21 protein-coding genes are annotated in these 25,750 nt (G+C 40.0%); 13 read left to right on the top strand and 8 right to left on the bottom strand.

Features of this window, described 5'->3' with window-relative positions; all coding sequences use genetic code 11:
- Positions 1-206 precede the first annotated feature (206 nt).
- The 6 genes from KI363_RS07015 to KI363_RS06990 all read left to right on the top strand — a co-directional run bounded on the left by KI363_RS07015 (position 207) and on the right by KI363_RS06990 (position 6,185).
- Positions 207-932, top strand: coding sequence for an SDR family NAD(P)-dependent oxidoreductase (locus KI363_RS07015; RefSeq protein ID WP_212965937.1), 726 nt, complete (start codon positions 207-209; stop codon positions 930-932).
- Positions 929-1,966, top strand: coding sequence for an S-adenosylmethionine:tRNA ribosyltransferase-isomerase (locus KI363_RS07010; protein ID WP_212965936.1), 1,038 nt, complete (start codon positions 929-931; stop codon positions 1,964-1,966). Before KI363_RS07015 ends, KI363_RS07010 begins: the two co-directional genes overlap by 4 nt.
- Complete coding sequence (locus KI363_RS07005; RefSeq protein WP_212965935.1) at positions 1,963-2,313, top strand: VOC family protein; 351 nt, start codon at positions 1,963-1,965, stop codon at positions 2,311-2,313. Before KI363_RS07010 ends, KI363_RS07005 begins: the two co-directional genes overlap by 4 nt.
- 369 nt (positions 2,314-2,682) lie before the next feature.
- Positions 2,683-2,895 carry a gamma-type small acid-soluble spore protein gene (locus KI363_RS07000; protein WP_158321013.1) on the top strand — a complete coding sequence of 71 codons (213 nt, stop codon included), beginning with the start codon at positions 2,683-2,685 and terminating at the stop codon, positions 2,893-2,895.
- A 207-nt stretch (positions 2,896-3,102) separates the two neighbouring features.
- Positions 3,103-4,563 carry a protein adenylyltransferase SelO gene (locus tag KI363_RS06995; RefSeq protein ID WP_212965934.1) on the top strand — a complete coding sequence of 487 codons (1,461 nt, stop codon included), beginning with the start codon at positions 3,103-3,105 and terminating at the stop codon, positions 4,561-4,563.
- 224 nt (positions 4,564-4,787) lie between these two features.
- A complete protein-coding gene (locus KI363_RS06990; RefSeq protein WP_212965933.1) occupies positions 4,788-6,185 on the top strand; it encodes a right-handed parallel beta-helix repeat-containing protein in 1,398 nt (465 codons plus the stop codon).
- A gap of 142 nt (positions 6,186-6,327) precedes the next feature.
- Here the strand turns inward: KI363_RS06990 and pepF are convergent, their stop codons facing one another.
- Positions 6,328-8,133, bottom strand: a complete 1,806-nt coding sequence (gene pepF, locus KI363_RS06985) for an oligoendopeptidase F (protein WP_246516796.1) — start codon at positions 8,131-8,133, stop codon at positions 6,328-6,330.
- Between the two features lie 76 nt (positions 8,134-8,209).
- Between pepF and KI363_RS06980 the strand changes: the two genes are divergently transcribed.
- Complete coding sequence (locus KI363_RS06980) at positions 8,210-9,058, top strand: spr1629 family repressor/antitoxin (protein ID WP_444543503.1); 849 nt, start codon at positions 8,210-8,212, stop codon at positions 9,056-9,058.
- A gap of 382 nt (positions 9,059-9,440) precedes the next feature.
- On the opposite strand, the gene rbsK is transcribed toward KI363_RS06980, so the two are convergent.
- The 3 genes from rbsK to KI363_RS06965 are packed head-to-tail and all read right to left on the bottom strand — an operon-like array spanning position 9,441 to position 12,065.
- Complete coding sequence (gene rbsK / locus KI363_RS06975) at positions 9,441-10,355, bottom strand: ribokinase (protein WP_212965930.1); 915 nt, start codon at positions 10,353-10,355, stop codon at positions 9,441-9,443.
- Between the two features lie 38 nt (positions 10,356-10,393).
- Positions 10,394-11,065: a ribulose-phosphate 3-epimerase gene (gene rpe / locus KI363_RS06970; protein ID WP_212965929.1), complete on the bottom strand. Its 672-nt coding sequence runs from the start codon at positions 11,063-11,065 to the stop codon at positions 10,394-10,396.
- A complete protein-coding gene (locus tag KI363_RS06965; protein ID WP_212965928.1) occupies positions 11,058-12,065 on the bottom strand; it encodes a LacI family DNA-binding transcriptional regulator in 1,008 nt (335 codons plus the stop codon). The genes rpe and KI363_RS06965 overlap by 8 nt, the downstream gene beginning before the upstream one ends.
- Before the next feature lie 189 nt (positions 12,066-12,254).
- On the opposite strand from KI363_RS06965, the gene KI363_RS06960 reads away from it, so the two are divergent.
- The 5 genes from KI363_RS06960 to KI363_RS06940 all read left to right on the top strand — a co-directional run bounded on the left by KI363_RS06960 (position 12,255) and on the right by KI363_RS06940 (position 18,500).
- The gene (locus KI363_RS06960) at positions 12,255-13,655 is read left to right on the top strand and encodes a PTS transporter subunit IIC (protein ID WP_158321007.1); all 1,401 of its coding nucleotides are present in this window, start codon (positions 12,255-12,257) and stop codon (positions 13,653-13,655) included.
- 473 nt (positions 13,656-14,128) lie between these two features.
- Positions 14,129-14,479 carry a YolD-like family protein gene (locus tag KI363_RS06955; RefSeq protein ID WP_158321005.1) on the top strand — a complete coding sequence of 117 codons (351 nt, stop codon included), beginning with the start codon at positions 14,129-14,131 and terminating at the stop codon, positions 14,477-14,479.
- A gap of 694 nt (positions 14,480-15,173) precedes the next feature.
- Positions 15,174-16,265: a glycerol dehydrogenase gene (locus tag KI363_RS06950; protein ID WP_158321004.1), complete on the top strand. Its 1,092-nt coding sequence runs from the start codon at positions 15,174-15,176 to the stop codon at positions 16,263-16,265.
- Between the two features lie 546 nt (positions 16,266-16,811).
- Positions 16,812-17,126, top strand: a complete 315-nt coding sequence (gene rhaM / locus KI363_RS06945; RefSeq protein WP_212965927.1) for an L-rhamnose mutarotase — start codon at positions 16,812-16,814, stop codon at positions 17,124-17,126.
- A 48-nt stretch (positions 17,127-17,174) separates the two neighbouring features.
- Positions 17,175-18,500: an MFS transporter gene (locus tag KI363_RS06940; RefSeq protein ID WP_212965926.1), complete on the top strand. Its 1,326-nt coding sequence runs from the start codon at positions 17,175-17,177 to the stop codon at positions 18,498-18,500.
- 386 nt (positions 18,501-18,886) lie between these two features.
- Here KI363_RS06940 and KI363_RS06935 read toward each other — a convergent pair whose 3' ends face one another.
- The 4 genes from KI363_RS06935 to chvE form a co-directional block, all read right to left on the bottom strand.
- Complete coding sequence (locus KI363_RS06935) at positions 18,887-19,678, bottom strand: TerC family protein (protein WP_158321001.1); 792 nt, start codon at positions 19,676-19,678, stop codon at positions 18,887-18,889.
- 332 nt (positions 19,679-20,010) lie between these two features.
- Complete coding sequence (gene mmsB / locus KI363_RS06930; protein WP_212965925.1) at positions 20,011-21,168, bottom strand: multiple monosaccharide ABC transporter permease; 1,158 nt, start codon at positions 21,166-21,168, stop codon at positions 20,011-20,013.
- The gene (mmsA, locus tag KI363_RS06925) at positions 21,165-22,676 is read right to left on the bottom strand and encodes a multiple monosaccharide ABC transporter ATP-binding protein (protein WP_373306746.1); all 1,512 of its coding nucleotides are present in this window, start codon (positions 22,674-22,676) and stop codon (positions 21,165-21,167) included. Before mmsA ends, mmsB begins: the two co-directional genes overlap by 4 nt.
- 731 nt (positions 22,677-23,407) lie before the next feature.
- Entirely contained in the window at positions 23,408-24,466 is a 1,059-nt protein-coding gene (chvE, locus tag KI363_RS06920) for a multiple monosaccharide ABC transporter substrate-binding protein (RefSeq protein ID WP_281414089.1), read from the bottom strand.
- Between the two features lie 229 nt (positions 24,467-24,695).
- Between chvE and KI363_RS06915 the strand changes: the two genes are divergently transcribed.
- On the top strand, positions 24,696-25,667 hold the full coding sequence (locus KI363_RS06915; RefSeq protein ID WP_212965923.1) for a LacI family DNA-binding transcriptional regulator: 972 nt from the start codon (positions 24,696-24,698) through the stop codon (positions 25,665-25,667).
- Positions 25,668-25,750: the final 83 nt, after the last annotated feature.

Here is a 25,750-nt window from a genome sequence, read left to right as displayed (position 1 = left end):
TGGATTAAAAACGAGGCCGGATCTCTTTTTGTTATATCATCTTCGAGTAATCACACTCGCCCACCGACTTGAATCCTTTCTCATTCAAAAGTTGTATGCATGAATCCTCTTTTTTTAGTAGGAGTTTTCCGTCTGCCTTCCGATGTTTCTCTATGCTCACTCCCTTTAAAATAATAGTAAGAACAATAAAGAAGGCGAGTGATTTTATGAAAGCGGTTGTGATGATTACAGGCGCATCTAAAGGCCTTGGCAGGGCATTGACATTGGCATTCGCACAACAAGGAGTACGGCTTGCCATTTGTGCAAGAGGAGAAGAGCTGCTGCAGAAGGTAGAGCGGGAAGCACAGGAGCTTGGGGCAGAAGTCATCGCAGTCAATGCTGATATCTCTGATGTTAAGGATGTCGATCGTTTCGTATCGATTGCGGAAGAAGCATTTGGACGGGTGGATGTATTAATTAATAATGCATCCATATTTGGACCAGGACCGACATTGCTGGCTGATTATCCGCATCATGACTTTGCGGAAGTACTCCAAGTGAATGCAATGAACCCTTTCCTTGTTACGAAGCGGGTATTGCCAGGCATGTTAACCCGAAATAAAGGGAGAATCCTTAACGTGACATCGGAAGCGGGAAAAACAGGATTTGCGGAATGGGGCGCTTACGGTATTTCCAAGTTCGCAGTGGAGGGCTTAACACAAACCTGGGCTGATGAACTGCAGGATACAGGGGTTAGTGTGTGTATGGTTGACCCTGGGGAAATGGATACGGAGATGCACTGGATTGCAGTTCCGGATTGTGATTATGAACTGAGTGATCCGAATGATGTTGCGAAAGTATTTGTATCGATCGCATTGAATGAATCCATGGAAGTAAACGGAAAGAGATTTGAGGCGCAATCCCTTTTAGATGAAAAAGAGGAAAGTCAATGATGGTAGCTGCCCGTTCCTTCCAAGTGCCTAAATATTTAGATGCGAGTACCCCTGCAGAATATAGAGGGATCAGTCGGGATCATGTTCGTTTAATGACACTCGATAGTGTTACGGGGAAACACTTTCATCATTATTTTTATCAGCTGGATTCCAGCTTGCGTGAGGGAGACTTGCTTGTGCTAAATAATAGCCGCACCCTCCCGCCTGTGTTAAAAGGGAAAAGGGGAAAGCAAGCGATTGAAATTCGCTTATCTCGTAAATTAACGGACCAGGAATGGGAAGCACTCATTGTAGAAGACGTATGTACAGTCGGGGAAAAAATCGATCTACCTGGAGAATTAACGGCAACGATTACGGGAAAAGGAAATGAGGCGCCTTTGGTGATTCTTTCCTTTTCAAAGAGCGGATTGGATTTATACGATGCGATTTATCGATACGGGGAGCCGGTCTACTATGAATATATTAAAACACCGTGGCCGTTAGAGATGTATCAGACGGTTTATGCTTCCGTTCCGGGTTCTGTTGAAATGCCTTCAGCCGGAAGAGCTTTCTCTTGGAAACTGCTTAATAAATTAAAGCGAAAGGGCGTCAAAATTGCTTATCTACAGCTGCATGCCGGGTTAAGTTATTACGAAAATGATCGCTGGCCTAATCCTAGTAACCATCCTGAAGCATTTCGCATTCCAGAAGAAACAGCAGAATGGGTAAACAAAACGAAAAAGAATAAGGGACGGGTCATTGCCGTTGGAACAACAGTGGTTCGGGCCCTTGAAACAGCGGTCAATCACGGCGGACATGTGGAAGCACAGGAAGGGATCACCTGTCTATATATTCAAAAAGGGTACCCACTGAAGGCAGTGGACGGACTTTTAACGGGGTTTCACGAACCAGAGGCAAGCCATCTGGATCTGCTTACTGCGTTTATTGATGAAAAACTTCTTATGAAAGCTTATGAGGAAGCAATATCAGCCGAATATCTTTGGCATGAGTTTGGTGATATGAATTTGATCCTACCAATGGAAGAGAAACGATGAAGTGGCATCATGCTGGTATTGAAGTACGAAATTTAGATGACTCCATTCACTTCTATGAAAGGATGTTTGACTTTACAATTGAGCAATTCCTTACGTTGAGCTGTGAGAAAATTGCCTTTCTAAAAAACGCCGGTGTGAGAATCGAATTAATTGAATCAGAGGTCATTCCGGCCCCATGCAATTCAGTCCATATATCGTGGCAAGTCGAAGACATAGAGAGCTGGATGAAAAGGCTAAGAGGAAAGGGACTCTCTCCTTCAGAAGGGCCTTACGCGCTGAAAAGTGGCTGGGTTACTGTTTTTTATGAAGGACTTGATGGTGAGATAATAGAGCTCATTCAACTGTAAGATCTGCATTACGATCTTGATATTTCCGTGATTCGAGTATATATCTTTTTCTGCTTTTACCATCCTTTTTCATTTAACATGAACGCTTGATAAGCTGCTAAAGTAAGACATGTGATGTGAACACATGATCTTTCGCCACAAATAATTTCGTACTAGCACTTGTGCAGGAAGCATGGGTGCTTTCATTTTTGTGGATTGAATGCCTCTCTTTCGGTAAAAATAAGATTGCGGTAGTGTCAAAAATTCTATGAAAACAAAAGCCGAAAAGTAACTCTAAGGTCTAAAAGGGGTGGTAAGCTGCCGCAATCGCTCTTGACAAACACGCCAATGGTTTGAATTCAGACTAACAAGGGCAAAGGAGGTAAATAAATGGAACGCAATCATGATAACTACACTATTTCCGGTACAAGTATCGAGGAAGTGAAAAGAAAAAATGCTGAATCAGGCATGTCTTATAATGAGGCATTAGAATGGATCGCGAAGACAACAGGTGGGCGTGGAACAGACATATACAGTGATACAAATGTAGAGGAAGTTAAAAGGCGGAATCAATCTAGCCAAGATTATAATAAAGAAAAATAAATAGACTACGTCAAATAAGAAACTTTTAAACGGCTTTTGTCTTACCGGAGCCGTTTTATTTTTTGTAAACAACATGAGGGTTATTTTAAAGGGAAAAGGGTCTATTATGGCCGATTTTCAAAGAGTGAAATCCATACAACCAGGGTATTTTATATTTAAAGATGGTACGATACCAATATACACGAGAGAAGAGAGGATACCGATACGATGAATCAAGCAATGGGATGGAATTTTGATAACAGCTACGTCCATTTGCCAAAGGCTTTTTATACAAGCCAATCGCCATCACCTGTTGAAGAGCCAGGCTTAGTTTTCTTAAATGGCTCCTTAGCCAATTCGCTCGGTTTAGAGGCGAAGGCTTTAATAAACGAAGAGGGAACAGCCATATTTGCTGGCAATCAAATTCCGGAAGGCGCCAAGCCAATCGCACAGGCGTATGCCGGACACCAATTCGGGAATTTTACGATGTTAGGGGATGGTCGTGCTGTACTCTTGGGGGAGCAGATCACTCCAAAGGGAGCTCGGGTTGATATTCAATTGAAGGGCGCAGGACGCACGCCGTATTCTCGCGGTGGGGACGGGCGAGCGGCTCTTGGCCCGATGTTGCGGGAATATCTCATCAGTGAGGCGATGCATGCTTTAGGGATTCCAACTACGCGCAGTTTGGCGGTTGTCGTAACGGGGGAGCCAGTATTTCGCGAAACGCCCTTGCCAGGAGCGATTTTAACGCGTGTTGCGGCAAGCCATTTACGTGTCGGCACGTTTGAATATGCGGCACGTTTGCGGGATACAGAAGAGTTACGAGCGTTGGCAGATTATGCATTGGAACGCCATTATCCTGAATTACTACAGGAGGAGCAACCGTATCTTTCCTTACTGCGAGTTGTCATGGAACGCCAGGCACGGTTAATTGCAAAATGGCAATTAGTGGGCTTTATCCACGGGGTTATGAACACGGACAATATAACGATAAGTGGAGAGACGATTGATTACGGACCTTGCGCATTCATGGATACGTATGACCCTGCCACTGTCTTCAGTTCCATTGATAGAGAAGGCCGGTACGCCTATGGGAATCAGCCGTATATGGCCGGATGGAATGTAGCACGGTTTGCTGAAAGTCTCTTGCCATTGTTGCATGAAAATCAGGAAACGGCTGTGGAGATTGCCCAACAGGAAATGCCGCGTTTTACAGAACAATATGAACAACATTGGCTTCAGGGAATGCGAGCGAAACTCGGTTTATATAACAAAGAGCCAGAGGATGCGGAATTGGTTGAACAATTATTAAAATGGATGGAAGAACATCAAGCAGACTTCACGAATACATTCCGGGCCTTAACGCTTAATCAAACAGACAAGATTACTGAATGTAAGAATCCAGAATTTACAAAATGGCTTGAGAAGTGGAAAGCACGTCGGGAGAGACAAACAGAATCAGAAGCAGATTCTCGCACTTTGATGAAAAAAAGTAATCCTTCTATTATTCCACGTAACCATCTTGTCGAGAAAGCGTTAGAGGCAGCAGTGGAAGAAGGAGGTCTCCAAGTAATGGAGGAGCTGCTTCAAGTTCTTGCTGATCCATATGCCTATACTCCTGAACAAGAAAAATACACAACATTGCCAGAGCCATCCAATGTTCCGTATCAAACGTTCTGTGGGACGTGAAGGAGGAAAAGCGCAAGTTTGTGAAATAGAAAAGCCGATGGTCATCACGTCCAACAATGGTTTAGGAAAAAGCGGTCAGAAACCTTCGCAGTTCAATGAGGAGATGAATGACCGCTCTCCTTTGAATAAAGACTATTAAGTTAACACCCTATAATTATTGCTGGATTGAGATATTAATTATATACTAATTGTCCTAAAACCTAGCTAGGCAAAGGAATGATGAGATGAGAAAAACTATTTTTGTCCTCTTGGCTGCAGCTGCTATCATGATTATTTTTGTTTTCAATAATACGAATGCCGAACAAGATCATTCTATATATGTAGCTGTCAATGGAAATGACCAAAATGATGGTACAAAGTCAAACCCATTTCGTACATTAAAGAAAGCCTCTTCAGAAGCTAAAGCGGGGACGACCGTCTTCATACGAAAAGGGACCTATCATGAAAAATTGGTCGTGAAACATAGTGGGACAAAAGAGAAACCAATTATTTTTAAAGCCTACAAAAAGGAAAAAGTTGTCCTTAGTGGCAAAAGCCTAAAGGATGTTGAAGGGGATACTTCCTTAGTTACGATCAACAATAAAAACTATATTACGATCAGTGGATTAACAATTCAGGATTTAACGACTGAATTATCAGATGAAACGGTAATGGGAATTTATGTAACGGGCTCTAGCCGTCATATTACATTAGAAAATAACCATGTGCAGCGCATTGAAACCCATGCAGATGATGGGGATGGCCATGGGATCGCTGTATACGGAACGGGCCCAATGAAAGATATACAAATTTTGCATAATATTGTGGAAGATTTGCAACTTGGCTCTAGTGAATCTCTTGTACTTAATGGAAATATTGATGGCTTTAATGTGGAAAATAATCTAGTTCGCCGCAACGATAATATCGGTATCGATCTGATCGGGTTTGAAGGTACGTCTACGAATAAGAAAGCTGACTATGTGCGAAATGGTGTTGTGAAAAATAATAAAGTTTATGAAATATCTTCATATGGCAATCCAGCCTATGGGAAAGATTATTCTGCTGGCGGAATTTACGTAGATGGTGGAAATAATATAACCATTGAAAAGAATATCATTTACAAATGTGATATCGGAATTGAAGCAACCTCTGAACATGCGGGAAAATATGCAGCTCATATTAACATAATAGACAATATTATTTATAACAATTTTTATGCAGGAATTTCAATTGGCGGATATGATGAAAAGCGTGGAGGCACGATCCATTCTACAATCTCTCAAAATATCCTTTATCGAAATGACACGAAGGGCCTAGATGGAGGACAGCTTTTATTACAGCATGATACAAAAAACAATGTAATCGAAAGAAATATTTTCACTGCCGGGCCATCCCGCTTATTGATTGCCAACTATTTTACAACTAACCAAGCAAATAAACTGCAAAAGAATGTATTCCATAAAGAAAAAGGAAAAACGGGTATCTGGGTATGGAAAGCGGAAGAATACACGTCTTTTCCCAAATTCAAAAAAGCCTCAAAAAGTGATGCGAAATCTAGTTACATAGACCCGAAATATGAAAATGAAAACAAATATGATTTTAGATTGAAAAAGGACTCACCTGCTAGAGATATTGTAGAATAATCCTACTTTTGGCGCCTAACCTGAGGAAAGAAAAAGGGTCAAACATTAAACCAATTTTTCAAAATAAAGCGAGAATCAATGGAGGATGAAGCCCCACACTGATTCTCGCTTTATGATGTTAGTGTTTAGGAAAATCTAAAAATCAGCCGATTTCCTCTGTAAGTTGCTCAATCTGCTCAATCAATTCTCCGATATAAGCAATAGTATCGCGCAGTGGCTTGTCCGTCGTAATGTCGATCCCGGCCATTTTAGCAAGTTCTACCGGGTTTTTGGAGCCACCGGCTTGTAGAACGGAGAGCCAATCATTGACTGCTGGTTTACCCTCTTTCAGTACACGCTTCGCCATTTCCGTAGATATGGTCAAACCAGCGCTGTACGTGTAAGGATATAAGCCCATGTAATAATGGGGCTGGCGCATCCATGTTAGCTCGGCTCCTTCGTTCATAACGACCGCGTCACCCCAAAATTCTTCTAAAACGCCTCGTTTTAAATCATTTAAGATCGTTGCATTCACATTTCCACCTTCGTCAATTAAATCATACACTTTTCGTTGGTAGGCTGCTTCAAGAAGATGTGTCACGAAATTATGGTAATATGTTCGTGAAATAATCGAAGATAATACCCACCGTTTAAAACGGGGATCATTCGAGTTTGCTAATAGATGATTCGCCATCAGCATTTCGTTCATAGTAGAAGGTGCTTCGATAAAATACATGGACGGTCTAGCGGTAAAGGCATTTTGGTGTTGGTGTGCATTGTAAAAATGTCCTGCATGACCTAGTTCATGGGCGAGGACAAATACATCCTCCATGCTTCCTGTCCAGGAAATCAAGATATAGGGATGCTTCCCATAAGGACTGGAACAGAATGCACCGGTTGATTTCCCGGTGTTTTGGGCGAAATCGATCCAGCGTTCTGAATAGGCTCGGTTGACCATATGGATGTAATCTTCCCCCATAATAGTTAGTGCGTCATCTATATACTCTTTCGATTTTTCGATTGTGACCGTTGGTTCATAAGTTGGATCAACAGGAACTTTTAAGTCAGCAAATGTCATTTGATCCAATTGATATATTTTTTGTAAAAGCTTTGCATACCTTCTCATATGCGGGGCCAGTTCTTTCATAATCACATCAATTTGACGATTGTATAGCGAGCGATCGACATCTTGTCTCATCAATAAATAATCGATCACAGAATTGTAACCTCTAAGGTCGGAGGTTGTTTTTTCTGCTTGCAAGTGCATATCGTATGTCTTGGCCGTTGTATGTTGATAGTCTCGCAATTTAGTAGAAAAGGCATCAAAAGCGCTGCGTCTTTTGGCGGTATCAGGTTCTGACTCCCAGCTTCCTTCGAATGATCCATAACTGAGTGGGTAGTTCTGGCCGTCTACGCTGAAATCGGGAAATTTCATATCTACTAATTTTGTCGTATTGTATAAACTATAAGGTGCTTGGAAAGTAGAAGAAAACGCCGCTAGGGCTTTCTCTACCTCTGGATCAAGTTGGTACGGTTTTTCCTTGATGGTTTTTTCAAATAAGGTGGAAAAATCATCAGATTGTTGACTGGCTTGCTGCAATGTCTCGGTAGACAGCTCCGATAATTCACTCATAACAAACGATGTTTGGCTTGCGATCTTGGCTGCCAACGAACCAAACTTACCACTTCGCATTTGCGCTTGATCATTTGTTTGATCCCCGCTTACTGACAGGGAAACATACGTCCTGATAGGGATTAACAGCTCTTGCAACCTTTGATAAGCCTCTAATGCCTTAATGGCAGAAACCGCATCTTGAATAGTTCCTTTATACGTATTGGTGAATGTATCCGCTTCCTCCTTTACCGCCACTACTGCCTGTTCATAAGCCTCTTCACTCTCAAACAAATCCCCTAAATTCCAAGTCTCTTCCACCTTCACCTCTGCCCGCGCAGGCAAACTCTTTACCAATTGTATCCACTCCTTCGCAATAACGGTAAATATACCAATATAAGTATAACATAGGGGGACATGCCTCCGCTCTGAAATCCAGTATCCACAGAATATACTTTTGGAACTGAGAAATGATACGATTTTATTCCTAAAGGAAAATGCAGACATGGAAAGAGAAGCACAAATCAACTATATTGCGGAAATGGCGCGCAAGAAAATAGGGTTGCCCAATCATTCCAATCAAAACTTTCTTTTCCTGCTTGAAAAGGCCGGGGCATTTGTATTTGAAAAGGAAATCGGTGAAACAATTGATGCATACAGTTTATGGAGTGAAGGGGATAGACCTTATATCATCCTAGGTACGATCAAAAAATCAGCTGTAAGAAGGAACTTCGATTTGGCCCATGAACTAGGCCATCTACTATTACATTATAAAGTTGAATTCACTATGCAAGATAAAAAAGCTTATCGCCGTATAGAAAACGAGGCAAATGATTTCGCCTCTGCATTTCTCCTGCCGGAAGAACAGTTTATCGAGGATTGTCAAGGTATCGTAAAAAAATCAAATCCGGATGCGTATGTGGATTTGAAACAAAAATGGCTAGTCTCATTACAAGCTATTGCGGTAAGAGCCTTTAAATTGGGTATAATTGATTATCAAAAATATAGGTATTTCTATATTTTAATCAATAAAAAAGGCTATAAAATAATTGAACCATTGGATACCGATATACCTGTGATCAAACCAGCAAAAGTGAAGAGCATTCTCCAATTGCTTTTTGATAAAGGGATATATACCGTTTCAGATTTAATGGATGAATTTAAAGTGGATCAAAGATTTTTAACCACTTTAACTGGTATTAACGAAGTCTTTTTTGATCAATATCGGAAAAAGGAAAAGCGCAGTTTTTCGGTTAATGAATTGGGGATCAAGTCGATGTAGTCAAATCTATAGTACTGGATGATACATGCGGACGTGGCGCCTTGTGCCTTTTTCTGACATTCCGCTGTAGTTATAGCATCTCTACAATTCCATGCCAAAAAGACCCAAGGATTTCGCAGTATCATACCCGTGTGTCTGTGTAAAAAGAAGAGGAGCTTCCAAAAAGGTCAGTTCATTAACCTTTTTGGACAGCTCCTATTTTAAAAGGTAAGAGGAGAGTATAAATTTTTTAGGATTTCATTGTGTCTGGGCGAAGTTATTGTCCAGCTCCAGGCAGTAGGGCTCGAGGTCAAATGACCCTGAAACTATGAAGGGAAAAATCGCCCTTCCTAGGTTCAGGAACATTTGCTTGTCGCCCCTGAACAGCCTTCCGCTTTTCTTATTACTTTCCTACATACTCCTGTACTTCCTTCAGGGTTGGGATGGCCTCTTGTCCGCCATGGCGTGCTACTTTGATTCCTGCAGCTACACTGGCAAACTTGGCGGATTCTACTAAATCGTTAGTATCTAAATATGAGCTCGCGAGCGCCCCAGCAAAGCAGTCGCCTGCTCCGACTGTGTCAACGGCTTTCACTTTAATTGCATCCACTACTGTTGCTTGTCCATTTTGATAAACAAGACTCCCATGCTCACCCATTTTTACAATGACGTCTTTGATTCCAAGTCCGCTTAATTTTTTTGCGGCTTCAAGCGCCGAAGCTTCGTCTGTTACTTCAATACCAGTAATTCGTTTTGTTTCTTGTTTGTTCGGAGTGATTAAATCAGCATATTTGAAAGCTTCGTCAAAGATTCCCTCTGCTGGTGCTGGATCTAATATGACATACATATTGCGTTCTTTGGCGGCTTTCATTGCGGCGATAATAGAGTCCTGACTTGTTTCCATTTGAATCAAAAGGATTTTTGCCTCGATTTGTTCGAATATTTTTTTCATATCTTCTGTTGTGAGGGAATCATTAGCACCTTTTGCTCCAACCATTGTATTCTCACCAGTGCTATCAATCATCGCAACAAAGGTTCCTGTTCCCGCTTCTTCACTTCGAATGATATGTGTTGTGTCCACGTTTTTAGAATCTAAATTTTGAATTAATTGCTTTCCGGCGCTATCATTTCCCACTGCTCCAATTAAGCATGTTTTCTTTCCGAGCTTTGCAACCGATACTGCTTGGTTTGCTCCCTTACCACCAGGCTTCATAGTGATGGAATCACAGAATAAAGTTTCCCCATATTCTGGATAATTAGGTGTTTCCACAATCACATCCATATTTATACTACCAACAACTGCTATATCATACTTCATTTAAACTACCTCCAGTTCTAGTTGAGAAGTCGAGCTTTTTATATCGTTCCGGGGTTAAATAAATTTCTAGTTAGTGCGACATTTTCTTCAAGTGTGCGATGATGATTGAAGACAGCGCTTGTGCCTAAAACGTACATGGTCGCTCCGTTATCCTTGCATTTCGGTATAGTATTTTCTCCGATATTACCGTCTACCTGGATTTCGATATTGCGGTTATACTTTTTAATTCGCTCGTTTACTTTTGCAATTTTTTCATACATAGTCGGAATAAACTTTTGTCCTGCAAATCCAGGATTTACCGTCATGACGACGATATAATCTAAGAGGTCATAGACATAATCTAAGAATTCTAGTGATGTTCCTGGATTAATGGCGACACCGGCCTTTATTCCATGATTTTTAATTGTTGATAGTAGGCTATGCAAGTTTTGAGTTGATTCTTGATGAACAGAAATCATGTCAACGCCACAATCCGCAAATAAATCAATATGTTTTTCAGGCTCTTCGATCATTAAATGAATATCTAATGGAGTGTTCGTTAATTTTCGTACCGTTTTAACAAAGTCTGGTCCTAGTGTAAAGTTGGGGACAAATTTACCATCCATAATATCGATATGGTAAAAATCCACACCAGCTTTATCTAATTCTTTTATGTTTTGTTCTAAATTTCCTAAGTCTGCACACATCAGCGATGGTCCTAATTTATACATGTCTATTCCCTCCAGAAGAATTTCGGATTACTAGACTTGGTTCCAATTGATATTGCTTTGGTTTTTGGTTTTTATTGTTTATTAAATCGATTAATTCACTAACAGCGAGTTTACCAATATCATGTTTGCATTGATCCACCGAGGATAGGGGTGGATAAGTATATGAAGAAAGGCTTACGTTGTCGTAACCTACAATTTTCACTTCACCTGGTATTTGAATGCCAAACTCATGACAGGCACGCATGGCACCAATGGCCATTGCATCATTTGCACAAAAAATACTATCAAATGTTTGGCCTTTTTGAATTAGAGCTTTTGCGTTCTCATAGCCACTTTCTATTCCAAAATCGCCATAACAGATCGTTGTTTTGACTGGATGCTCCGCCTCATTTAGTGCAAGGGTGAAACCAGTTAAGCGATCAATGGCACTTTTTTCATTTTTGGGACCAGAAATGAAAACAAGATTATTGCACTGTTCATCACGGAGGAGGTGGGTTACAGCCAATTGGGCGCCTAATGAGTGATCTACCGTAATAGCTGAATAAGAATGTTCAAAATTGGTGCGGTCAATGGTGATTGTTCTAATTCCACGCTCCTCTAAAACAGCTAAATCACTAGGCCCTACATGTAATGAATTAATAATAGCTCCACTAACATATTGATCCATCATCGCTTCTAGGTAATATTCAACTTTCGCCCGATCATCATCACTGTTACATAATAAAATGTGAAACCCATTTTTATTTGCGTACCGTTCAACTTCCTTAATGAGTTCAGGAAAAAATGGGTTATTAAGTGTTGGAACAAGGAAGGCGATTAAATTTGAATTTCCTTCAGATAAACTTTTGGCTAATCTATTTGGTTTATAATTCAACTTTTTAATAATATTTTCCACATGAGCAATTGTTTCCGAGCTAGCGCCACCTTTATTATTAAGAACCCTTGAAACAGTAGCGACAGAAACACCCGCTTCTTTAGCAACTTCTTTTATCGTGACCATTCTATTCCCTCATTTACGTAACCGATTACTCAATTCCATTTAAACATTAGGGATAAAAAATGTCAACTATGAAAAAAAGGTATATTTTTTAGTATTGTGTCTTAAAAAAATTTCTGTTATAGTTTTGAAGAACGTTAACGTAACCGATTACGATAATTACTTATTTTATAAAAAAGGAAGGTACGCCAAATGTTTATTGAACGTTTAAACGATGCTTTTAATGCCTTTATTAATTTAGGTGGATCGGCCATGATGTTTATCATCATCACGATTCTCTCGTTAATTGTCGGTGTTTCTATCTCTAAAGCAATTGAAGGCGGTTTGCGGATGGCTATCGCTTTAACTGGTATGGGAGCTATCATTTCTTTACTTTCTAGTACTTTTGCTCCAGCTTTAGAAAGCTTTGTTGAGTCGACAGGAGTGTCTTTATCTGTCACCGACTTGGGTTGGGCACCACTTGCCGTTATCACTTGGGGCTCTGTTTATACTTTATATTTTGCTTTTATTTGTTTAGTGGTAAATGCCATTATGTTAATTGCGAAGAAAACCACTACACTAAATGTAGATTTATTTAATATTTGGAATCTCTCTGTTATTGGGCTTCTTACGATGTACTACTCAGATAATAACTTGATTTTAACGACTTTATTTGTTGGTTTTATTTATGCGCTTATGCTAATCAATGCGGATGTTATGAAGCCTACGATTAATCGCTTGTTAGGATATGATCAAGACAATATTACAACAACGGCTCATCCATCCTTGTTAATTGCGCCGGTTGTCATGCTATTTAATAAAATTATTGATGTATGCTTACCTTTTATTGATAAATTTGACTTTAATGCAGAAGCATTGAATAAAAAAATTGGCTTCTGGGGAAGTAATTTTGCGATTGGAGCCTATTTAGGTGTGTTTATTGGATTACTAGGTCGTCAATCTGCAGCTGAGATTTTTACGTTAGCCTTTACAGGTGCCGTTGCTCTTGAACTATTTGCGTTAGTTGGTAGCTGGTTTGGACCAGCCATTGGCCCTTTATCTGAAGGGATTACAAATAAAATGAGCAAACGGTTCAGTGGTCGAAAATTACTCATCGGAATTGACTGGCCGATTTTAGCTACAAGAGCTGAACTTTGGGCTGTAGCCAATATTTTAGCGCCTATTCTACTTGTTGTAGCCATTTTTCTCCCAGGAAACACGGTGCTTCCGCTAGGTGGAATCTTATTAACTGTGTTAGCACCAGCTTTATTAATTGTTACACGAGGTAGAGTAGTACGTATGACAATCATCGGGACGGTCCTAATTCCATTGTTCTTGTGGGGTGCCACTTTGATTGCGGAATTTGTTTCAAAAACATCGAAAGCAATGGGGAATTTCCCAGAGGGATTATCTTCTAATGCCTTAATCTCCTCGGTAGATTCCGATCCGATTGAAAAAATGCTCGCCATTTTATTTGGGAAAGCTGTTGATACAATGGACATGAAACTAATAGGCTTTTCTATACTAGCGTTAGTGGTATATATCTTATTGTTTGCATGGTACTTTAAACAAATGCGCAAAGAAAATAAGAAGTTAGAAAACGAAAGTAATTAATCTATTCAGTTTAAGGTGAGAATGAAGGGAAGAGCAGCAGGTTTTGTGATGACTCCAAAACTTAGCTGCTCTTTGTTTGTGTCTGTTTTCGTTGCTTAGAAATCGATAGGGTTTTGTGCTTAGGGATCGCGACTTCGAACATATGGGGACAATCCCTGCTCTGATAAAGCGTTCCAATCCTCCAAAAACTTCCACTTGTATAAAGAACGCCTGTTTGCATATAATGGTTATGAGAACAAATGTTCAAAGGGGCGATTGCGATGTTGTCATTTTTACAAAGGGCATGTGAATCCCATACTCCTATACAAATTATTTACATGGACAGAAATCACCAAATAAGCCAACGTACGATTAAAATCCTATCGATTTCGGCTACATCAATGAAGGCCTATTGTTATGCAAAGCGGCAATTCCGTACTTTTACAATAAGGAATATCTTATCTGTTAGCCCAATAAGAAGAGGGGCTTGATTGATGAAGCCCAATAAATTAACGCCTGGTCATAACCTTATGTGGGAATCCAGCCGAATGATGTTGCCTGAACACGTAGAAGCTATTTTAGAATGGCAAAAGGGACTGGAAAAAGTGAAAAAGCCGATCATTGATGAGCAGCAGTGGACGGAATTTGCTCATATTATTCAGGAGGCTAAAGCTTGCAAGCGAAGAATTAAAATCACGATTTGGAAAGATGGAATATTTGACGAGATTGTTGGCTGGGTGCATAACGTTGATCCTCAGCTCAAGCGAATTCGCTTGAACATAGATGAAATTGATGTCGACTATGTGAAATTTAGTGATATCACGGGAATCGAACCGATGGATTGAGGGGGGCATAGTGATGAAGGAGGGGAGATTCTCTTTCCACATCCTTCTTCACTGCCCCCGGTGTATCCTGCAAAACTCCTTTTTTATAAGATGGTAACAAAAAATATCCATTCTATTTATTCCGTTATAGATCCAAGATAGAGTTGGATCTACGAAAAAGTGGAAGTTCGTCCAAAATGTCGATCCAAAGTAAGGTTGGATGTACAAAAAATTGAAGGATCATCCAAAACGTCGATCCAAGCTGGGGTTGGATCTACGAAAAAGTAAAAGTTCGTCGAAAACATAGATCCAAAGTAAGGTTGGATGTACAAAAAATTGAAGGATCATCCAAAACGTCGATCCAAGTTGGAGTTGGGTCTACGAAAAAGTAAAAGTTCGTCGAAAACATAGATCCAAAGTAAGGTTGGATGTACGAAAAGCCGAAGGATCATCCAAAACGTGGACCCAAGTTGGAGTTGGATCTACGAAAAAGTGAAAGTTCGTCGAAAACGTAGATCCAAAGTAAGGTTGGATGTACGATAAGCTGAAGGATGTGACCCAAACTGGAGTTGGTCTACAAAAAAATGACTTTATGAATAGAACGATGAAAGATTTAAAAAAATCCACAAAAAGATTGTGACGTTATTCACAAGTGTGATTAAACATGGTATATTATAGATATAGTATTACATTATCCAAAAGGAGAGAGAGTATTATGTCTAATATTATTTTTGTTTCACCGAATAAATATATACAAGGAAAAGGAGCTCTAAAAAGTATTGGCTCTTATGTAAAAAATATGACGAAAAAGCCTCTTATTATTTCAGATCATATTGTTTGGAATCTTACAAAAGACACGGTAACAGAAAGCCTTCATAGAGAGAATATTGATTTTCATTTTGTAGAATTTAATGGTGAAGCCTCGGTCAACGAAATTCATCGAATTGCGGAAGAAGGAAAAGCTAACCAGGTTGATCTCGTTATGGGGGTTGGGGGTGGAAAAACGCTTGATACGGCTAAAGCAATCGCGGATGAGCTAGATGCAGGTGTCGTCATTGTACCAAGTACAGCTTCTACCGATGCTCCTACAAGCGCATTATCGGTGATATATAGTGATGATGGTGTATTTGAATCCTATAAATTTTATCAAAAGAATCCTGATCTCGTGTTAGTGGATACAGAAGTCGTTGCCAAAGCCCCGGCTCGCTTATTTGCATCTGGCATTGCGGATGCGATGGCTACATGGGTAGAAGCAAGAGCAACCATTAAAAGTAATGGCACAACTATGGCTGGTGGAAAAACAAGTATTGCTGCTAAAGCGATTGCCAAAGCTTGTGAAGAAACTTTATTTGCTTATGGAATTCCGGCTTATCAAGCGGTTCAAAAGGGTGTTGTTACACAGCATGTAGAAGCCGTGGTTGAAGCCAATACTTTGTTATCTGGTCTTGGCTTTGAGAGCGGTGGATTAGCTGGGGCCCATGCCATTCATAATGGATTTACTGTACTTGATGGAGACATTCACCATCTCACACATGGAGAAAAGGTAGCTTATGGCACACTTGTTCAATTAGTGTTAGAACTTCACCCTGAAGAGGAATTGAAAAAATATATTCAATTTTATCGTGAGCTTGGTTTGCCAACAACATTAAAGGAAATGCATTTAGATCAGGTATCATATGAAGACCTTCTAAAAGTAGGACAAGCGGCCACTCAAGAAGGGGAAACAATGGGAAATCTATCCAGTGACATTGCAGCGGAAGATGTGGCCAATGCCATACTAGCCGTGGATCAAATAGCTATTAAATAAGAAAAGCGTAAGGCGCCCGCCTATCGGCGACAAGCAAATGTTCTGAACCAAAGAAAGGCGATTTTTTGCCTTTCATTGGTTCAGGTTATTTGACCTCGAGCCGATGGCGCCTGGAGCTGGATCAAGCATTAGCCAAAATTTATACTTTCTTATCTTTTAAGAAAAGCGTAAGCGCCCGTTTAGCGACGTACAAACTTTTATAATAAGGATGAACAAAGGATAAACGGCTGAAGGCGCCACGTCAATCGCCACGCCGTTTTGACCAACATCCTGTTGGCCTAAGATTGAATCGAAGCCATCACCCAATCAAAGAAAAAGGGATGGTTTAAATAAAAATGGGGCCTGTTCCCTAATGTGTTAACGCATTGGGGAGCAGGCCTCTTATTTGTAAAACAAGTTAAATGGACCTAAACAAAGGTAAATAAAAATATATTTATTGGTTTTGTGTTGACTTTTAGATGTGTGTTCATTATTATTAAAGATATTCAAAAAATGCAATCGCTGTCATTGGGACTCTATCATTTACAGAAGAAGGAAGGTGATGGAATGAAGCGAAAAGGGTTTATTATGAAGGTTTATGCGGATAAACATGAAGAATATGAGAAAAGGCATAATGAAATTTGGCCTGAGATGGTCGAAGAGCTACGCCGACATGGGGCTCGGAATTATTCCATCTTTTTAGATAAAGATACGAACCAACTATTTGGTTACATCGAGATTGAGGACGAGGAAAAATGGAATCAGATGGCGCAAACGGCGATCAACCAAAAATGGTGGGAATTTATGAAACCGCTTATGGAAACGAATCCTGATAATAGTCCTGTTACGGTAGATTTAACAGAAGTTTTTCATATGGATTAGGCTAAACGACACAATTGAGAATAAAACATCATAGAATAGGTGAGAAAAATGGGGAATAAAAAATTTGCTGCCAAAAATGTTACTGGCTGGAAAGCAACCGTTGCGATATCGATGGCGAATTATATAGAAGCTGGTTCGATTATAGCTGCTGCTAGTAGTCTCACTTTATGGCAAACATACTTAGGGTTTGATAGTTTAGGTGTAGGTTTGCTAGGAGCATTAAGTGCCAATGCTTTAGGTGCCGCAATCGGTGCACTTATTGGAGGTCCTTTAACGGATAAATATGGGAGAAAACTTATTTTTAGCTATGACTTAATGGTTTATATGATTGGGGTTGCTTTGATAGCGGTTTCCGTGAGCTTTCCAATGTTACTGATAGGGACCATTATAACTGGGATTGCTGTAGGAGCAGGTGTGCCAGTATCTTGGACATATATCGCAGAGGAATCCCCGAAAGAAAAAAGAGCTGCCCATGTTGGTGCCGCCCAACTTGCTTGGTCGATCGGCCCCATGATTACGTTTGCTCTGGCTGTCATCGTAGCTCCGTTAGGATTATTAGGATCAAGGTTAATTTTTGCGCACTTATTGATTATTGCGGCGATTGCCCTTTATATTCGTCGAGGACTACCAGAATCTAAGATTTGGGAAGAACAAAAAGCGAAAGATGATGCAGATAAAGCAAATGGCATTGTTAAAAAAGGGATTTTAAAAGAATTATTTACATTAAAGCCGAATCGGGAAGCTTTATTCTTATTATTAGGTATTTATTTGTTTTGGAATTTAACGGCTGGCGCAATGGGTTACTTCATGCCATATATTTATGAAAATGTTGGCGGATTAAGTAATATGCAAGCGAACCTCCTCCAATCTTTCTTATGGATGTTTACCGTGTTAACGACATTTTTTATCTTCATGAAGATTGGCGATAAAATGAGTCGTAAGACATTATTCACGATTGGGGCTGCGATGGGGGTGGTCGCTTGGGTTATCTTAACATTTATGCCAATGACATGGCCGACACTGATTTCTTTTGTTATCTTATGGGGATCTGCGGCAGGAATTGGAGCACAAGCTTTTTATGCTTTATGGACAAGTGAATTATTTCCTACGAGATACCGTGCCACAGCACAAGGACTTATGTATTTTATTGTCCGTACTGGCATCGCGCTATGGTCGATCGCTTTACCGGTGATTATGGATACACTCACGTTTGTCGTAGCCGGAATTGTCATGATGTCTTTCTTAGTCATCCATCTCGTGATAGGAGTTTTAATGGCTCCAAACACGAGAGGCAAGACGTTAACAGAAATAGAAGAAGAGCGCTATGGACATATCGTAGAAGATGACAGAAGTTTTTTGGAAAAAACGAACTAAAAACAAGGAACGATCCACTTACCTAAACTAAAAATAGCTGCTTGGAATGTCGGTTATACTCATTCCAAACAGCTATTTTTTAGTGTTTTCTCTAAAAGATAAAAAACCCATACCTAGAATGAGAAACCCATAATTATGGCAAGGAACCCATTTCCGGAATTAAGAAACCCATACTCTGGGTAAGAACCTCATAATCTTGTTTAAAAACCCATTCTTTATCCAGGAACCCCATTTTTTTCATAAGAAACTCATACAAAGGTTAAGAAACCCATAACACGGCCGAGAAGCCCATATCTCGTAAAAACCTCCATACCCGGCACAACCACTAAAATTAATTCCCCATCAAAGGTGTCTATTTTACAGGATAGGGGGCGCATGTGCTTTTCTTATGAAGATGAACTCCTATGCGACGGATTTTTTTCATGTGGAATTGCTTTTCCTGACATAAACCATCCAATGACAGCAATTCCTAGTAGGACTCCCCAAAACGCAATCGTCCAACCTGTGCTGTGGGGAAAATGTTCATCCAATATACTTACCTTCTCATGGCTAAGCGTAATCACGGCAAGCTTTACTCCTACCCAAGCAACAATTAAATAAGCAGTTGTCTCGAGACCAGGACGGACAGCTAGAAGTTTTACAAATAGGTTGGCCGCATATTTGATTAATATTAGTCCTGCAATTCCAGCTATGACAACAATTAAGAATTGTCCGCCATCCATGCCACCAAATTGTGGTAGTGGTGTCCCAGGCAGAACGATCGCAAGTGCAACAGCGGCAAGGATGGAATCAATCGCAAAGGCAAGGTCCGCTAAACCAATTTTGACCACAGTTGACCAGAAGCCTTTACCATTAGAGTCCTTTTTTAAGTCATCTTTTTTATCCTTTGATGAACCGAACAAATCTTGAATGACATGTTTTAAACCTAAATAAATTAAATAAGCTGCACCAATCGCTTGCACTTGCCATACATTAGCAATAAAAGAAATAGCGAATAAGGCTAAGAAACGGAAAAGAAAAGCGCCCAAAATCCCGTAATTGATGGCTTTCTTTTTTTGACCTTCTGGCAAGTGTTTGGCGATAACAGCCATAACCAGTGCGTTGTCAGCAGATAAGATTCCCTCTAATCCAATAAGAATGATTAATGTCCAACCGTATTGAATCCATAGTGAGTCCAAGTAGTAATCTCCCTTCATGATAAAAAAATAGAGGCTTCTACCAATGAATGGTAAAAGCCTCTAAAAAATAAAAGACCTTTACCACATTGGCAAAGGTCTTGCTAACAACGTTAAAAGTTGCCCGTAAAGCCGAGAGTATGATCCATACTCTGTAATGACGACTTTACCGTTAAAGCTACTCCCCTTTGAAACTATTAAAAACATATCATGAAATGTGCTCTTTGTCAATAAGGTCTTGCTTGACCCTCGTTTGAACATCCCAGATTACTAACTGCTTAGAACTTTTTGAATAGGATTCAATTCAATTCGTCTTTTTATCAAGGGAAACACTCTTATGACGCCGCTTTCTTCTTACTAATAATATCAAAGGCGACCGCTATTAATAGGACAAGTCCCTTGATCGCTTGTTGCCAGTCAATTCCTAAGCCGAGGATGGACATGCCGTTATTCATCACGCCCATGACTAAGCCTCCGACAATGGCTCCTATAACTGTTCCAACTCCACCATAGGCTGAAGCTCCACCGATAAAGACTGCCGCAATCGCATCTAATTCAAATAGATTCCCAGCTTTCGGGGTAGCCGCATTTAAACGCGCCGCAAAGATCAGACCAGATAAAGCGGCAAGCACACCCATATTAATGAATACCCCAAATGTGATTCGTTTTGTTTTCACACCAGAGAGCTCGGCTGCTTTTAAATTTCCGCCGACTGCATAAATATGGCGACCGACAATGGTTTTCCTCATCATAAAAGTGTAAAGGGCAATCAACGCCAACAGGATAACGAGAATATTGGGAATACCACGATACATCGCCAACACATACGTAAATCCATTGACAATGAGAAAGATGGCCAGTAGTTTACCGTAAAATAATTTGGTTGGCAGAACATCAAACTGATATTTTACTTGAGCCTGATGGTTTCTCCATTCGATTCCGATGAATATTAACGAGAGAGCCAATCCAATGATCATCGATAATGTATGAAATCCGCCATCATTAATGGGATTAGGTAAAAAACCGGTACTAATTTTTTGAAAGGACATTGGAAAAGGGGCGATGGATTGTCCTTTTAATACTACTAATGTCAAACCACGGAATAATAACATTCCCGCCAATGTTACGATAAAAGCCGGAATTCCCACATAGGCGATCCAAAAGCCTTGCCAAGCACCAATCACTGCCCCAAGTAATAAGCAAATGATGATGACCAGAAAGGGATTCCATTCTAGATGGACCATTAATATTGCGGCGATTGCACCGACAAAAGCGGCGACAGAACCAACGGATAAATCAATATGACCCGTGATAATAACAAGCACCATCCCAATCGCTAAAACTAATATATAACTATTTTGCAAAATTAAGTTGGTAATATTTAATGGTTTTAGCAGTGTTCCACCTGTTAGAAATTGAAATAAGACGACAATGAAGATGAGGGCAATGATCATACTGTATTGGCGCATATTTAATTTGAATAATGCCTTCATTCTGCATCCCCCTTACTATTTGTCATATATTTCATTAATAATTCCTGTGTTGCTTCTTCCTGCAACACTTCGCCGGTAAATTCTCCTTCGCTCATTACATAGATTCGATCACAGATGCCAAGGATTTCTGGGAGTTCAGAGGAAATCATTAAGATGCCTTTCCCTTCATTTGCGAGCTGTTGGATAATCGTGTAAATTTCATACTTCGCGCCAACGTCGATGCCTCGGGTCGGTTCATCTAAAATCAGTAATTCAGGCTCTGAAAAAATCCATTTACTTAAGACTACTTTCTGCTGGTTCCCACCACTTAAGTTTCCTGTTTTTTGGGTGACAGAAGGAGTTTTTATGTTCATGGACTTCCGAAATGACTCTGCTTGTTTATATTCTTCGTAGTGATCCACCACTTTTCTCTTAGAAATTTTCTCAAGCTTGGAAAGGGAAATATTTTCTTTAATATCATTCATTAGAATCAGTCCATATGCCTTTCGATCCTCACTTACATAAGCCAACCCTGCTTCAATCGCTTTATGAACCGTAGATACATCGAGCAAATGACCGTTTTTTAAAACCTCACCAGACGTCTTTTTTCCATATGATTGACCAAATAAACTCATGGCAAGTTCGGTACGCCCCGCCCCCATTAATCCCGCAATCCCGACAATTTCTCCACGCTTGATATGAAAATGAACATTTCTTACTACTTGGCGTTCTTTTTGTAATGGATGGTTGACCGTCCAATTTTTCACTTCAAAAAAGATCTTGCCGATGTTTGGTGATCGTTCCGGATAACGGTTCGATAAACTTCTGCCCACCATCCCGCGAATGATCCGATCCTCTGTGATCTCGGTGGCATTAATTGTTTCGATCGTCCTTCCATCGCGAATAATAGTGGCTTTATCCGCTACTTGCTTAATTTCGTTTAATTTATGGGAAATGATAATAGACGTAATCCCTTTTGTTTGGAGCTCTTTTAATAGGTTCAACAAATTGATACTATCCTTTTCATTTAAAGCCGCAGTTGGTTCATCTAGGATGAGTAACTGCACATCCTTTGACAAAGCTTTGGCAATTTCAACGAGTTGCTGTTTTCCCACGCCAATATTTTTAATGGATGTGTCAGGGGATTCTTTTAATCCAACTACATGTAAAAGTTCTTTTGTTTTCTTTTTCGTTTCATTCCAGTTAATGACACCGTTGACGGCTTGCTCATTGCCAAGGAAGATATTTTCCGCAATGGAAAGCTCGGGAATTAAAGCAAGCTCTTGGTGAATAATGACGATCCCTAATTCTTCGCTTTGTCGAATATCTTTAAATTGGCATTCCGTATTTTGATAAAGAATATTTCCTTCGTATGAACCATATGGGTAAACGCCACTTAATACTTTCATTAAGGTTGATTTTCCAGCACCGTTTTCTCCGCATAATGCATGGATATCGCCTTCATGTACTTGTAAATTCACGCGATCAAGTGCCTTCACACCTGGAAATTCTTTCGTAATATCTTTCATTTCTAATAAAATGGGTTTCAATTTGGTCCCACCTTTTCAGATGTTTTTCGGGCAATGAATTTTTAGTTGAATAGAATAAAAGGGCTGAAAGACACCATTCTTAGAGTGGTGTCTTCGTGTTTTTTGTCCAGCTCCAGCGCCCAGCGACTAGCAAACTTTCGGTTTCTTCCTCCTTCAAGAAAGCATGTTTATCTCAGGTCACAGGACGTTGGTCACAAAGGCGTTGCGACGTACAAGGATGTACTAGTGCAGACGAAGCGACAGGACGTCGCGATTGAGTCTGCCGCCAGGACGGCGCGTATTTAGCCTTTGAACCTTATGATCCAAATTTGTACGTCGCTAAACGGGCGCTTGCGCTTTTCTTACAGGATAGGAAAGTATAAAAATTGGCTAATGTTCGGATCTAGCTCCAGCGCCTAGCCCCTCGAGGTCAAATAACCCTGAACCTATGAAGGGAAAGATCGCCCTTCATAGGTTCAGGAACATTTGCTTGTCGGGGCTGAGCAAGGCGCTTGCGCTTTTCTTATTGCTAAGGAAATTATAAAATCCTAGCTTGTAGATAAGTTGCTTATGTTGCGGTTGACATCTAGCTCCAGCGCCTAGCGACTAGCAAATTTACGCCTTCTTCCTACGATAAGTCAACATCGACTCCTTCGTCGCCGTGTTTCCTTTATCTCGTCAGAAGTCTTTAAATTTGTACGTCGCTGAACAGGCGCTTGCGCTTTTCTTAATTATTGCACTTCTTCTTCTGTATAGTAGCCGCTCTCGATAATTACTTCTTTATAGTTGTCAATGTCTACGAGTACAGGCTCAAGTAAATAGGAGGGGACAACTTTTTTCCCGTTATCATATGTTTCCGTGTCATTCACTTCTGCTTCTTTTCCTTCTAACACAGCACTAACCATTTCCACGGCTTTCTTTGCAAGCTCTCGAGTATCTTTAAAGACTGTAGAGGTTTGTTCACCGGCTACGATCGATTTGATGGACGCAAGCTCTGCGTCTTGTCCGGTTACAACAGGCAACTCTTTGTAGCCAATATTTTTCAAGGCAGAAATCACGCCAATACTAATACCATCGTATGGTGATAAAATCGCATCGACTTCTTCATCTGTGTAATGAGTACTTAATAAGTTTTCCATTCTAGATTGCGCCTGCGCGGCATCCCATCTTAACGTGGAAACTTTATCCATTCCCATTTGCCCACTTTTTACAATCAGTTTTCCATCATCGATATAAGGTTGAAGGATCGACATTGCGCCATCATAGAAAAAGTAGGCGTTGTTGTCATCGGGTGAACCGCCAAATAATTCAATATTAAAAGGACCTTCCTCGTTCTTTAAATCCAATGCATCTTCAATATATTGTCCTTGTAATACACCCACTTGAAAGTTATCAAATGTCGCATAATAGGTGACATGCTCGGTTCCCTTAATTAAGCGATCGTATGCGACAACTTGAATCCCTTCCGCATCGGCTTGTTCCAAAACATTCGTTAATGCTTCTCCATCGATTGAAGCAATGACTAAAATATCCACCCCTTGTGTAATCATGTTTTCAATCTGCGATATTTGGTTTTCCACAACATCTTCCGCATACTGAAGCACCGTTTTATATCCTAAATTCTCAAATTCTTTGACCATATTTTCTCCATCATGTACCCAACGTTCAGAAGATTTCGTTGGCATCGCAATCCCTACAAAGCCCTTTTCACTTTTCCCAGTCTTTCCACCGCATGCCGCTAAAGCCACAATGAGTAATAAAGAAACGATGACCAATAGGTACCTTTTCACTTTTTCTCCCCCTGTTTATTAGACTCTCATTCAGTATATGAGGCTTGGATGAGATGTAATACAAGATGTTTCTATAACAAATTTGGAGTGAAGGCTATTCCCTTTTCGCAACCATTATTTTGTTAACGGATGCTTTTTCACGAAACATATGATAATATATATGAAACCGGATGACATTGAATTTTGTATCATCTCTGTTTGAAATGAAAAAACACAAAGGAGATCCATTATGAAAGTTAAGTTGGAAGACGTTGCGAAAAGAGCTGAGGTATCTCCTACTACTGTATCCCGTGTGTTGAATAATAGGGGATATATCAGCGAACAAACAAGGAAAAAAGTGGAAAAGGCGATAGAGGAACTTAATTATTATCCTAATGATATTGCGAGGTCTCTATTCAAAAAAAGGACCAACTTTATTGGGTTGGTTTTACCCACGATAAACAACCCTTTTTTTAGTGAATTAGCTTTATATATTGAAAATATATGCTCGGATTTGGGGTATAAAGTGATACTTTGTAATAGTTTAATGCAAATCGATAAGGAAAAAGCATACGCACGTATGTTAATTGGTCATCAGGTAGATGGAATTATTGTCTGTACTTATAACAGGGGAGTAGAAGCTTACAAAAATCCTAAACTACCGATTGTCGCAATCGATCATTATTTGTCCCCTACTATTCCAGTAGTTGGTTCCGATAATTATGCGGGCGGGAGAATGGCTGTCCAACATTTAATCGACCAGGGATGTCGTTCTATTATCCATATTAATGGACCAATTGAATTAGAGACCCCTACGCAAATGAGAAGAAAAGCATACGAAGACCTAATTGATAATCCCATTACGTATGAGCTTATTAATTTATTTGATGAAGAATATACAGCTGTCTCGATTAGACAGATTTTAAAGAAGCATCCTGAAACGGACGGGATCTTTGCTAGTGATGATCTCATAGCGGCGACATGTTTGAAGGTTGCTAATGAATTGAATATCCAAGTTCCCGACCAATTAAAAATTGTCGGTTACGATGGTACGGAAACGGTATTGAGGCTATTGCCCCAACTAACAACAATCAAACAACCCATCCAGGAAATTGCGAAAACGTCGGTATCAAAGCTGATGAATCTGATTGAAAACCCAGACTGTGATGAAGCATTAGAAACTTTTTTACCAATTGAATTGGTTATTAATGAGACAACATAGTTAAGCAAATAAAAATGTTGTCTTTTTTAATTATTTTCGGTCAAGCGGTTGACATAAAGTGAGATGATAGTGTATATATAATA

The sequence above is a fragment of the Lederbergia ruris genome (genome assembly GCF_018332955.1).
GTDB classification, from domain to species: Bacteria; Bacillota; Bacilli; order Bacillales; family Bacillaceae_C; genus Lederbergia; species Lederbergia ruris.
This window is presented reverse-complemented; position numbering and strand designations above follow the sequence as displayed.